The 13,735-nt window shown below is 59.4% G+C and carries 5 protein-coding genes; 2 read left to right on the forward strand and 3 right to left on the reverse strand.

What is annotated here, in order from left to right:
- The first annotated feature begins 2 nt into the window (after positions 1-2).
- Together GOV38_RS13355 and GOV38_RS13360 are read left to right on the forward strand one after the other, a co-directional pair.
- Positions 3-809, forward strand: coding sequence for a class I SAM-dependent methyltransferase (locus GOV38_RS13355; protein ID WP_171208262.1), 807 nt, complete (start codon positions 3-5; stop codon positions 807-809).
- Positions 810-831: 22 nt separating this feature from the next.
- Positions 832-1,656 (forward strand): alpha/beta hydrolase, encoded by an 825-nt coding sequence (locus GOV38_RS13360; RefSeq protein WP_171208263.1) that lies wholly within the window; start codon positions 832-834, stop codon positions 1,654-1,656.
- Between the two features lie 3 nt (positions 1,657-1,659).
- Here the strand turns inward: GOV38_RS13360 and GOV38_RS13365 are convergent, their stop codons facing one another.
- The 3 genes from GOV38_RS13365 to GOV38_RS13375 form a co-directional block, all read right to left on the reverse strand.
- A complete protein-coding gene (locus GOV38_RS13365; protein ID WP_171208264.1) occupies positions 1,660-7,785 on the reverse strand; it encodes a type I polyketide synthase in 6,126 nt (2,041 codons plus the stop codon).
- 35 nt (positions 7,786-7,820) lie between these two features.
- Positions 7,821-12,293: a MupA/Atu3671 family FMN-dependent luciferase-like monooxygenase gene (locus GOV38_RS13370; RefSeq protein ID WP_171208265.1), complete on the reverse strand. Its 4,473-nt coding sequence runs from the start codon at positions 12,291-12,293 to the stop codon at positions 7,821-7,823.
- 231 nt (positions 12,294-12,524) lie between these two features.
- Positions 12,525-13,730: a glycosyltransferase family 4 protein gene (locus tag GOV38_RS13375; RefSeq protein WP_171208266.1), complete on the reverse strand. Its 1,206-nt coding sequence runs from the start codon at positions 13,728-13,730 to the stop codon at positions 12,525-12,527.
- Between the last annotated feature and the right edge of the window lie 5 nt (positions 13,731-13,735).

Genomic DNA, 13,735 nt, shown 5'->3' on the forward strand with positions numbered 1-13,735 from the left:
CTATGAATAGACTACGAAAGAAGTTGCGCATCGCTCTGGGAACAACGCTGGAATACGCCATGCCTTTGAGCGAAAACAAAGGCGGTTCCTTTAGTCGCAAGGCGCGGGAATTGATCACATGGGCCCGGGTCGAGCGGGCGTCGAGACGTGGCAACGAAGAGGAACTGCAAACGGCCTTTGCAAGCCTCTGGCAGGATGGCATCAATACGCAGTATTATGATCGATACTCTGATCGCTTTCAGATGTGGTTTCGCAGCACACATAAGGATTTTTTCAAAGACCTGGTGACGTTTTCGCGAGCCCGGCACTTCGAGAATATGGTCGAAATCGGCTGCGGTGACGGGCGCGTCCTTGACTATTGTGCCCAGAATATGCCGCAGGGCATGACGTTTACCGGTATCGATATCAACAAATCGATCATCGATCGCAACAAACGCGCCTTTTCAAACAAGCGCAGGTTGGAGTTTACCTGTTTCGGTGCTCAGCGATGGCTCAGACAAAACTTGAAGCGCGATCTGCTGGTACTGGCCTATGGAGGTGTTCTGGAATATTTCTCGGAAAAGAAGCTCCGAGATGTCTACGGTCTGCTGGCGTCGAAACCCGGGACCGCCATGGCTTTGGTCGAACCGGTGGCCCAGGCGCATGCTATGGACCGCACAACCGAAAGCTTCAGCCACGGAGAGGAGCATTCCTTTTCGCATAACCATCGCTATTTATTGGAGCAGGCAGGCTTTGACGTGATCTTGAACAGGACATCTGTCAGCGGGCCCATCAAGTGGACCGAAATTATTGCCATGAACAGGGCATAGCAGCTTCAGGAAATTTGGTACGATGGACGGCGCGCGTCTTCTTGTTTTCGCCCTTGCGGGGCTTGTGGTACTGGCAATTGCTGTCATGGCAGGGGTGCTGTATTGGTCGAAATACAAGATCTACCGGTTTTCAGCCGAACCTGCCCGTGCCGAAGCGTTTGAAGGCGTCGAACGTGTGGTTTTTCGGGCAAGCGACGGCACCGAGTTGCGGGCCTTTGCGGTGCCCGGCCTGCCGGATGCGCCCGTCCTGATCAGCTTTTATGGCAACTTCACTGGCCTTATGCCCTCGTTCCTTCGCCTTCAGCCGATCATCGATCAGGGGATCGGAGTGGTGATGCTGGAATATCGCGGCTCAGGGGACGCGCCGGGCATTCCGTCCGAGGCAAATTTCGCCGCTGATGCAATGGCGCTGTACGACCATCTGGACACTTTGATTGGGCGGTCGACGTCACCCGAACAACGTTTTGTTCACGGATACAGCCTTGGCGTCAGCCCGGCCACAGCCTTAGCGGCACAGCGCCCAGTGGGTGGTTTGATCATCGAAGCAGGCTATGACAGCCTGTGCCGCTTTCAGGAAAGGCGGTTACGCGGTTTTCCCATGTGTCGGCTGATGTGGGCCGAGCGCCATGATGTCATCGCCCATGCCTCTGACCTGAGCGCGCCGATCTTGCTGGCGCATGGGCAAAAAGATCGCGACATTCCCATGGTTTGGGCAAACTTGCTTTATGACGCGTTGCCCGAACCCAAGCGGCAGATAGTCTATCCTGACGGCACCCATACCAACCTGATGACGCAGGGGCTGGCCGAAGATCTCGTAGCCTTTATCGTCGTCGGTCCCGACACTTAACCGTCAGGCCACGCTGCCCATCTCATCTGCTTCGTGCTCAAGGCCAAGCAACCGCTGGTTCAACTCTCGACCGATCAGGGCGATGGCGGGTTCGGCCATCATGGTGAAATGGTCACAGTCGAATTCACGCGTGGTGATCTGCCCCTCGACATATTCGCCCCAACCCAGATCGTCCCCCGCCGCAATGAACAGCGCGCTGGCGCGACGTGCTTTGAACAGGTGGATATCCACGTCCAGTTTGGGTGTGTCGTAAAGGTTTTGCGCCTGCACAAAACAATGGGTCATGCGCGGACCGATCAGCTCATCCGGCAGCGGTTTTCCCGACTCCAGAATGGCTTTGATCTCGGACAGCTTGTCTCGATTCTCCTGGCCCGAACGACGTCGGTTCATCCAATCCAGCGCATAGGCCAGATCCCATTTTCGCGCCGCCCACAGCTTTTGGCCCAGGCTCAGCGGGCGCTGCGACATATGTGGGGCGATCGTGTCAAAGAAAGTCAGGCTGTCGACGTCTTCACCATCCGCACGCAATTGCCGGACCATCTCAAAGGCCACCACGCCACCGCCCGAATATCCAGCCAGACGGTAAGGGCCTTTGCCATAACGTTCGCGGATCGCTGTGATATAGCGCGCTGCCATCTCCTCGATCGTGGCATCGACTTCGGCACCGCCATCCGAGCCGAGGGCCCGCAGCCCAAAGAACGGGATGGACGGATCAAGGAACCCGGCCAACGGACGGAAGTTCAGGATATTGCCCCCTGCGCCGTGAATACAGAACAACGGGCGGCTTTTCTCGTCGCCTTTGGTGATTTGAACCAGAGGGCTCCATGAGGTGGCAAGGCTGGGCGTGGGCACATCCTCGTCCTCGCTCAAGCCTGCGGTTTGCAGCACCAAAGCTGTCAGCGCCCCAAGGGTCGGCGTTTCAAAAAGCGTGGCCAGCGGCAGCCCCACGTCAAATTCCTGCCGGATCCGCGCGAAAAGGCGAACCGCGTTCAGGGAATGGCCGCCGAGGTCAAAGAAGTCATCTTCGGGCTGCAGATCGGGCGCACCCAGAATGTCCTCCCAGATCTCGGCCATCTTGGCGCTGTGAGGTCCCAGTTTGGATTTGGAAGCGTTGTCTAATTTGGCGCGCGCTTTGGGTTTTGGGCGCGCCTCGACCATCATCAGATTAACCAGATCCAGCGAGACCGGCGAGATGATCTGATGGCGGCTGGGATGGCTAAAGATCTGTGTGAACAGCGCGTCAGCCTCACTGTCCCGGATACCGGTCGCCAGCAGTTGGTTGCCCAATTGCGCGGGGGCCGGGGCGGTGGACAGCGCCTCTTGCGACAGGGCGCGCAGGGCGAGATGCTCAAAGATCATAAGCACAACGCCTGCGCTGTCGCGGATCACCACGTCAAAGGCTGCGAACTGACCTCTGGTTTCCGCCACTTTCACCGATTGCGCGGTGATCGCTTGGGACAGCGGTGCAAAGACCCGGATGCGGGCCACCGACATCGGAGCGTATAGCGGGGCTGTGGCGTCGCGTTGCAGCCCGTTCAGACCAACGGTGGCGGCCATATCCAGAAGGCCGGGATGCAGCGGATGGGTGCTCAGATCGGCCAGATAGGCCTCGGGCAGGGTGAACTGACCCTCACACCAATTGCCCGCACGCCGGGCCGGGCCAACCGTGTCCCAACGTGGACCAAACCCGATCACGTCATCTTGCTTGACCAAATCCTCGACCGCTATGGGCGACATCGCCGGGATGGCGTCGAACCCGTGTGGCAAGGCTTTGTCTGCCTTGCGTTTTGTCAGGATTTGCATCTGCACTTGGTCCTCGGCAGGATCAGAGGCGCTGAGCATACTGCTGATTTTCAGCTCGAACCCGTCTTGGATCGGAGTCAGTGTAACCCGCATCAGGCGCGGCAGGTTCTCAGCAAATACCATCGGCTGGTTGAAAGACAGGGCGGAGATTTCAAATGGTGACGATTGCAGAACCTCTTTGGCGGCACTTTGCGCTAGCTCGATAAAGGCCGTACCGGGCAGGACGGGCAGGCCCGCTACCACATGATCTGCGATCTCCCAATCCTCTTCGGGATGCATCAGCCGTTCAAAGATGACCTCACCGTTGTCTTCGCTGCGGCGATGACCCAAAAGCGGATGTCTATCCGTTTCCGCTTCAAAACCAGCATGGCCAAAGACGCGCGCGGCCATGCCGCTGTCGCGCCAGGCACCCCAAGCCAAAGACAGCCCATCACTACGCCGCGCCGCTAGCGCCTCAAGCGCCGCATTGGCGCCCACATAGCCCACCTGTCCGGCGGGTCCGGTTTCGACCGAGGTCGAAGAGACAACGGCAAATGCATCCAGGCTGCCATCGGGCAGCAATTCGTCCAGGATCTGCGCGCCTTTGACTTTCGGCGCAATGACTGCATGCAGATCGTCCAGCGATTTGACGGACAAGGGGCCGTCATCCAGGACGCCCGCTGCATGCAAGACGCCACGCACCGGCCCAAAGCTGCTTTGCAGATAGGCGATTGCGGCAGCCATGGCGTCTTTATCCGTCACATCCGTTTTCAGGAACATGACATCACCGCCCGCCGCGCGGATCTGGCGGGCCAGCGCCTCATCCTCATGGGCAGAGCGCGACAGAAGCCCGATCTTGGCCTGATAGGTCTCACCCAGCCAACGCCCAAACTGACGCCCGATGCCACCGGTGCCGCCGGTGATCAACCAGGTGCCACCGGGTTGGATGCGGGACTCCACCGTCTGAGTGGGCATGGGGCTGGAAACGCGTTTGCGCGTCAGCCTGACGTCGCCGCGCCAAGCGACCTGATCTTCCGGACTTGTGGACAGCGCCTCGTCCAATATCCGGCGCGCATCCGTAGCGATTGCAGCAGGTTCCGAGGCCTGCGCGTCCAGATCAACCAGCACGGCTTCCAACTCGGGCACTTCGCGCGGGGCAGATCGGATGACGCCCGCCAAAAGCGCCAGTTCGGGATCACGCGTATCCGGGCCAGTGGCCCCCCGTGCGGCAACAACAACCCGAATTCGGCCAGTATCGGCCTGTTGCAACAGGCGCGCCAGCAGAACGGTGCTGTCAAACGCTGTTGTGCTTGTGTCGGCCAAAGGCCACAACATCAAGATCCGCGCTGGCAAAGCCTGACCGATTTCAGCCAGCAATGCATCAAAATCTTCAACCGCGTTCGGGCGCAGCTGATAGCCGTCCTCGGTTTTGGCAAATGCAGACCCGACAGTGATTACGGTGGTTTCTGCACCCGCGCGCGACAGGTCTTTGACAACCGCACGCGACAAAGTGTCGGACCCGGCAAAGACCAACAATGGTGATGCGCCAATTGTGGTCGCACCCAACGAGGCCACAGGCGTGGGTGCCCATTCGATGGTTTCGAACCAGTCATCCATCTGCGCGATGCGGGGCAGGGTCAGCGGGCCCTGATCATCAGCATCAGCTTTGCCACGGCCCGGTTCGATCCAGTGTCGTGTCTTGTCAAACGCATAGGTTGGCAACGAGATCCGGCGACCACCCCTGGGAACGGCCTTGTCCCATTCAACGTCGCAGCCATTGGCCCAGAGCGCGCCAAATGCTGTCAGCATTACCCCGAACTCGTCGCGTGGCGCGCGCACGGAAGGTGCGGAATAGACCATTGCGCGTGGTTTGTGAGGCAGCTCCATCGCCTCGACCAACGGACCTAAGGTCTGGCCAGGGCCCACTTCGATCACGATCCGACCCGGCGCGTAAAGCGCCTCTTTCGTGGCATCGGTAAAGCGGACCGTGTGCCGCAAATGCTGCACCCAATAGTCAGCCGAGGCCAGATCACTGGATTGCGCGGGGGCACCGCGCAACGACGACATCACCGGGATCTTAGGCTCAGCAAAGGTCACGCCCTCAAATCCGGCACGGAAGCGATCCAGCTGACCGTCCAATTGGCGCGAATGTGCGGCCACGGCGATGTGGATCCGTCGCACCTCGTGATCTTGTTTGGCAAGCTCGTCCTCAAGCCGTTCGATGGCTTGCAAGGGGCCGGATACCACTGTGCGGTCCGGCAGGTTGAGCGCGGCGATATCCAGCTCGGCCCCGGTCCTCTGGATAAATTCGGCAGTGTCGGCTTCGTTGAAGGGCACGGTGGTCATCGCACCTTCGGGTGCAGCTTCCATCACCTGACCGCGCAGGGTGACAATTTTCAGCGCATCCCCCAACTGCATCGTACCAGCGATGACTGCAGCCGCGTATTCGCCCACGCTGTGGGCAAAGATCACGTCGGGCTTGACGCCCCAACTGTCCCACAGCCGCGCATAGGCATATTCAAGAATGAACAAAGCCGGTATCGCATAATCCGAGCGCGACAGCTTGGCCGAAGCTTCAGCATCCGAGCGATCCCGCGCGAACATCATTTCTTCGAGGTCTGCAGGCGCGTCTGCGGGCAACGCGTTCAGGCATTCATGCACGGCGGCGTCAAACACAACCGATGATGTGCGCATCTCGGTGCCTGCACCGGGATATTGCGCGCCTCCGCCGGGGAAGAGAAACACGATCTCGGGCGTCGTATCGCCTTCGGTGCTTTTGCCTTTTGCACCAAGCGGATGCGCCTTGGCTTGCAGGACCGAACGCAGCTCTGACGGATTGCGCGCTGCGACGACAAACCGTTCCGCAAAGGCGCGGCGGCCATCGCGCAGCGTGGTTGCGATGTCGGGGCTGGCCGGAGAATGGTCGGACAGGTAATCAACCCATTTCTCGCGCAGCGCGGACAATGCGCCATCTTTGCGGGCTGAGAACGGGAACAACCGCCACTGGTTGTCTTCCTGTGTCTGTTGTTGGGCGGGGGCCTCTTCAACAACCACATGCGCATTGGTACCGCCCACTCCCAACGAGTTCACAGCGGCGCGGCGGACCCGTTGTCCACGCGGCCAATCGCGCCCGCGCGCCTCAACCTGGAACGGGCTGCGGGCGAAATCGAACCGGCTGTTGGGTGTGTTGAAATTCAGGCTCGCAGGCAAGCGTTCATGGGTCAGGCTTTCGACCACCTTGATCAAACTGGCCGCCCCTGCGGCGGTATCTGTGTGCCCGATATTGGTTTTCACCGACCCGATACCAATCGACCCAGCCTGCACACCGCTATAGACATCTTGCAATGCGGTCAGCTCAATCGGGTCGCCGATTGGCGTACCCGTACCGTGGGCTTCAATATAATCGACATCGCCCGGCTCAAGCCCGGCCAGGGCCAGGGCTTCGGCGGCAGCTTCGGCTTGTCCGTCGACCGAGGGCGCAAGATAGCTGGCCTTGCCGACCCCATCATTGTTGATCGCTGTGCCCAGAATGACGGCTTTGATGTCGTCACCGTCCCTAACCGCATCCTCATAGCGCCGTAGGGCCAGAACGGCAGCGCCCGACCCGAAGACAGTGCCCTGACTGTCATCGTCAAAGGCGCGACAGACGCCATCAGGCGACAGGATCTCACCCGGGGAAAAGCCATATCCGACGCGGTGCGGAAGCTCGATCGTGACACCCCCAGCCAGAGCCATGTCACATTCCATGTTCATCAGTGCCCCGCAGGCCAGATGGACGGCCACAAGCGAGGTGGAACAGGCGGTTTGCACCGCAACAGAAGGACCGGTGAGGTTCAACAGATAAGACAGCCGAGTGGTCAGGAAATCCTTATCATTGCCCGTATGGCGCAACAGGAACATCCCGATCTCTTCGACCAGATCAGGGTTACTGAGAAGATTGAAGGGCAGATAGCTTTGCATGCCAGAACCGGCATACACACCGATACGCCCGTCAAAGCTTTCAGGCATCCAGCCCGCGTCTTCCAGCACTTCCCAGCCGCATTGCAGGAAATGGCGGTGCTGCGGGTCAAGAATGGAGGCCTCACGCGGGGAAAATCCGAAAAAGCCCGCGTCAAAGTTTTCCATATCCGGCAGGATATGCGCGACTTTGACATAGTTCGGGTCGGCCAATTCTTTGCGTGTTACACCGCGCGCCAAAAGATCTGCGTCAGACAAACGCGCCGCACCTGTACGACCCTCGGACAGCAGTTGCCAAAAGGCATTAATGTCAGGCGCACCCGAAAACCGGCCTGCGCGGCCGATGATGGCGATGCGGTTGTCAAAACTGCCTGTTGCGTCGTTGCTCAATTGCTCGTTCTCCAGACGGTATACCAGCCTGCGCCTCAGCGTCGTTTCGTGTGGGCCAGACGGGCTCGCGCGCGCGCAGCCCCTCGGCTTGCAGCTTTGCTGGGTTGGTTGCCTGTGTCCGTCCCAGATTGCCCCAAATGCTCAGCCAACCCTCGTACAGTTGGAAAGCGGAAAATATCGGTCACAGCAACATCCAGGCCCAATTTGTCTTTCAACCTGCGTCGCAATTGCACCACCAACAACGAGTGCCCACCCAGATCAAAGAAGTTCACCGTGACCGGGACGCTTGGCACATCCAGTGCTTCGGCCCAGATTTCTGCAATTCCCGCCTCAAATTCGGTGGCGGCGGATGCGCCGTCCTCAACCTGTTCCAGTACCGGTTTGGGCAACGCTTTGCGGTCGATCTTTCCATTTGGGGTCAGCGGGAAATCCGCCATGACCATGAATTGGCTGGGCACCATGAAATCGGGCAGCTCCTGTGCCAAGGCTGTGCCCAAGGCCGCTGGGTCAGGTGCCGGTCCGCTGGCGGTGACATAGCCAACAAGCCGGATATCGCCCGGTCCGAACTCAACCGCTTTGACCACGGCCTGCCGCACACCGGCAACAGCACCAAGCGCGCCTTCGATCTCACCCAGCTCCATCCGATAGCCACGGATTTTGACCTGATTGTCCTTGCGGCCCAGGAATTCCAACTGACCGGACGCACCCCGCCGCACCAAGTCTCCGGTGCGATAGAATTTCTGACCAGCGGCTGAGACAAAGCGTTCGGCTGTCAGGTCGCGGCGCTTCCAATAGCCGTCAGCAACGCCTTCGCCGCCAATCCAAAGCTCACCCTCGACCAGATCCGGCAATTCGCGCCCGGTATCCGAACGGATCGAAAGTGTCGTGTTGCGGATCGGGTCGCCCAGCGGGATCAGCGCTTGCGGGTCATCCAGACGCGCGACTGACGACCAGATCGTCGCCTCGGTGGGGCCATACATGTTCAGCAACAGCCCGTCCTTAGCCATAGCGTCGCGGATGCCGCGCGCCAGATCGGGTGGAAAGGCTTCGCCGCCAACCATCATCACATCCAGCTGCCCCAAAGCCTGCCGTCCGACACCATCAGCGGCCAACAACGAGGCCATGGGTGGCGTGCATTGCAGGTGGGTGATTTCCTTGGCGATGATCTCTTCGGCCACGGTGGCCTTGCGATCGACGCCGCCCTGTTGCGTAAGGTTGTCCATCAACGCTTTGATATGGGGCAGGTTTTCCATGACCACATCGGTGTCGATCCCGAAGTCGATCAGGCAGGCGATTTCATCCACACCGACCTGCGCCAGCTGGCGCACCATGTCACCAGCGCTGTCGGGCGTGCCGAACAGGCCCGAGCTGTGGTAATACCGCTCGAACGCATGATCCAGCAGCGCGTCCAGCTCATCCTCGCTGAGTTCCTGCTTTTCGAACATCTCTTGTGGGTTCATGCCCGACTCGCGCGACCGTTCCGCCATCAGGGGCGAGGTCCATGCGGCCTTTTTCAGCAGGTCCACGGATGAGCGCAGATATTGCTTCATCGGCTCGCGGGCTTGGGTGCGCACTTTCTCTTCGTCGTCTGAAACAAAAGTGTGCAGCATCAACACAACATGTCCGTTTCCGGGATGTCCGGCAGCGCGCCAGGCGAGCCGGTAGGCACGGATCTTTTCCGCCACCTCGTCAAAGCTTTGCCCGAGAAGGTGGGTCAGAACCCCGCACCCAGCTTGGGCCGCTGCAGCAAAGGTTTCGGGATTGCCCGCAGCGGTCAGCCAAAGCGGTATGTCCCCACGCACCGGGCGCGGGTGAATTTCCAGCGAAACCGGTTTGTCGTCATGTCCCGGAAAGCTGCGCTCTTCGCCTTTCCAGAGGGCGCGCAGCGTATCGATGCCTTCGATCATCACCTCTTTGCGCCTGGCAAAGGCTGATGGGTTCAAAACAAAGTCATTTGGCTGCCAACCTGACGCCAAAGCAATGCCCGCGCGCCCGTTCGACAGGTTATCAACCAGCGCCCAATCTTCGGCCACTTGCACGGGATGGTGCAGGGGCAACACGGCAGAGCCTGCGCGCAATTCAATATTGTTGGTGATACCGGCCAAGGTGGCCGCAGCAATAGCCGGGTTAGGATAGAGCCCGCCAAAGGCGTGGAAATGCCGTTCCGGTGTCCAGACCGCCTTGAACCCGTTCTGATCAGCAAACTTGGCCCCTTCGATCAGCAGGCGATAGGCGTGATGGCCGGTTCCAGATGCCTCGGACGCGAAGTAAAACAATGAGAAATCGGGAAGGACGGTTTCGCTGGCCCCATCGGTTTGTAACACCAACGTGGCGCCGCGCGACAGGATCCAGAAAATCTCGAGCACAGAGATGTCGAAGGATACCGAGGTTACACCGAACAAACGGGATCCGGCGAGCAGCGGCACTTCGTCATCCATACCGGCCATGAAATTCAGAACAGTGCGATGCGGGATCATCACCCCTTTGGGCCGACCTGTGGATCCTGACGTATAGATCAGGTTCATCAGATCGTTTTCGGCTCCCAGATCAGGAAGCGGCGCGCCGCTTTGATCACGTTCCGACGCCATAATGGTGATCTGAGGTGGAAGGGAAAGGCGCGCCGCCGCAGACGGGCTTGAGACGATCAGCGCCGCCGCGCTGTCTTCGATCATATAGGTGATACGGTCTTCGGGGTAAGACGGATCCAGCGGCAGATAGGCGGCACCGGTCTTGAGGATGGCCAGCATCGCAACCACCAGATCGGCGCTGCGCTCCAGACACAGGCCGACAATCTGCCCCGGCTGCGCCCCGCGCGCTTGCAAGACGCGAGCCAAAGCATCCGAGTCTGCATCAAGCTGGCGATAAGTGAACCGGCGGTCTTCGACCTCAAGGGCGGTGGCATCCGGGGTGGCCGCGACCTGACGTCTGAAAGCGGCATGGACGCTGGCCGCGCCATCTGATGCCTCATCCGAGCGCGCAGCGATAGTGGGCGTGCCCAGTGGCAAATCGCCCAGAGCGGCCTCGGGCCTGTCCAGCATCGATTGCAAGAACGCCGCGAAATCACGCGCGATGGCCTGCACCACCGCATCAGTCATCAGGGCAGGGGATACACTCAGCTTGGCGGGTAGATCTCCTTCGGCGGGGATCAGCACAAAGTCCTGTGTGGTCGTCGCTGGACTGGTGCGCAGATCGACAGCGACGGACAGGGCATTCAACGCCTGATCGCGCTGCGCACCCATCCGCAAGGGAAGGTCGACCGCCATGGGGCTGGCTTGGGTCACACGCTCCCATTCGGCCCTGGCCTGCGCCAGAAACTGCTCCACTTGCTGCTCGGGATCGATGTCCAGTCCCATCGGGCGGTCGCCCGCAAACAGCGCCGAACCCGGCGTGGACAGGACAGAGATCGAAGCGTTTTGCGCGCCGTTCAAGCCTGCATTCCACGCAAGCCAAGCTGCTGTAAGCTGCGTCGCATCGGCTTTGGCTGGAATGTCCACCAAAATCCGCTGCTGTACCGCATCGTTGCGCATCGTGTTGCGCGGATAGGGCGGAATAGCGGGTTTTGCAGACAGTAGAGCCGCGGCCCAGTTGCCCTCTTGCTTGGCGCTGCCTTCTGACAGGCCGATATCAACATTCAGAGGAGGAGGCAGGATATGCCCCTGCTCAAGCCCTTTGGGCGCGTTCCCGTTTGCGTCTTGCAGGCCGTGCAAAACCAGATCGCTATCCTGGCAGGACACGGTGATTGTGTCGCCTGTGACCTCGATCACCTGACCGGGAACACCACTCGCTGCACCGGACAACTTGGCAGAACGGATCATCAAAACCTGCTGTCCGGTCCAAAGCTTGGGCAAAGCCACCGGGTTCTTGTAAGACCCATGGTCCAGAGCACGGATCTGACGCATCAGGTCCGACGCGGACAGTTGCAGATCAAGCTGCCCGTCATGGGCCGGGCGCTTCGTATGATTATAGCGTTGACCCGTACCCGCCAAAATGATCGCGGGCTCCGGGGTCTTCTCTAACAGGGTCAATAGCTGCGGAAAGGTCTCAAGCGCTGTTTCATAACAGCGCGCATTCAGGCTGAAGGCGGTATCTTCCGGGGCAATGTCGAACTCGCGGATCAGATAGGCACGCGTCGGCGCCAAACCCGGCTGCATCGCATGCCAGGTGATTGCGTGGGCCGTCCGCCCTTCATAGATCGACCAGACAGGAACGTTGACACCAATTCTGGCAGGCAGGGGTCCATCATGCAGGTTGATCGCAGCGAGCCGGGGCAAATCAATCAGATCTGCGGACAGTATCTGCGTATTGGCAATGCTGAACAGAAAATCACATTGCGCCGCGGATTGGACCGCCTCTTGGTCGCTTGCAAAGACCGGCAAATCCCGTTCAACCGCCCAGGACACAACCCTTGGATCCCGCGATAGAACACCCGAAATTTCGCCGCCGCGATCCAGAAAAACCTGCGCAGATTGTAACAGCAGCGCTTCATTGCCACAGAAAATGGCCTTCACCGAACTCTCTCCCTTCAACTCACTAACCACCGAAGAATCTTCACCCCACCGGAATGCCCCGAAACCTGCGGGACAAATTTGTCAACAATAGGGAGTCGCCCCCACAAACTGGGCCTTTCAGGTGGATAATGATATGTTCGCAACACTGGAATGAAAATAGCTGAGGGTTTAAATAAGATATTAAGTTTTGATCATACGGGCTCTGAGGGGCCGTTCAACCCAAAAGCGTCTTCAAGATCGCTGTTCTCTCAGATTTTCGATGATTCCAAAATAGGCCGTCAGGGCAACGTCTTCTCGCCAGTTTTCATCAAATCCCCGAAGCGCTTTCTGCCCCAATTGGGCTGACAGGGCGGGATCATCCGCAAATTGCCGCAGGATTTTCGCAAGCTCATCGGTCGATCGAAACAGAGCCCCACCCCCCGTGTGATGAACAATCTCCGGATAGGGACCAAGATCGCGGGCGATGATCGGCGTGCCGTCGCGAAACGCCTCAAGCACAACCAGCGGGAAGACCTCATAGCAACGCGAAGGTGTAATAGCGGCCAGTGCGTCGCGATAGTATCGCCGCAGATCTTCGGGCGGTAGTCTACCCAGGAAATGCACGTTGGATTTCCCTTCGGCCAGACGGCGCAGTTCAGGTTCATATTCGCCATCGCCTGCAATCAGCAGATCGGCATTCAATCGGTCGTCAAAGGCGGGGATGACGTCCTGCAAGCCTTTGATGACTTCCAATCGACCGGCGAAAAAGAAAAACGGGCGCGGGTGGATCGAGGGTTGCTCGGGCAGTTCGGGCGCGTCAGGCAGGAACGAGGGGATCACTTGCGCAGGCGCTGTGAACCCAAAGCGGCGATGATTGTCCAGACAAGACTGGCTGAGCATCAAAAACGCGTCCACATGGTGCGCCTCGCGCGCCACAAGGTCGGTCGCGCGCCACAGCTGCGGCGGTCGCTTGTGGCGCAGCACGCAGCGTAAGCAGCGCCTTTCGTCACAGATCTCACGGTTGTCGCGCCACAATATATGCGAGGGGCACACCATCCAGTGCTCATGTGCGGTATGCAGCTTGATCCCGGTGCCAATCTTCCAGATCCCGGGCCCGCCGATCAGCGAGATGTTATGGTAGTGGATGACGTCAAACCGGTCCGTCAAAAGCTCTTGCAAGGCGCGTCTATGCGACAGTGGCTGGCCGGTTTGTTGCACGGCCAAAGCGCCCAGCATCGGAAAGCGCGAGCCCAGACGGTGCACAATCACCCCATCCTCTGGTGGTAGATCGGGGGTGCGGCCTGACAACTGGCGGAACCCGTCAGTGTCGTGAATAACCTCAACATGATGGCCTCGCGCGGTCAGCGCCCGGGCAAGACGCTGCACATAAATCCCGTCACCGCCGAAATTGAAGGGCGGGTAAAACGTGGTGACCATGGCAATGCGCAAAGGTTTCATGGCAG

Source organism: Ruegeria sp. HKCCA5839 (assembly GCF_013035585.1).
In the GTDB taxonomy this organism is placed as follows: domain Bacteria; phylum Pseudomonadota; class Alphaproteobacteria; order Rhodobacterales; family Rhodobacteraceae; genus Ruegeria.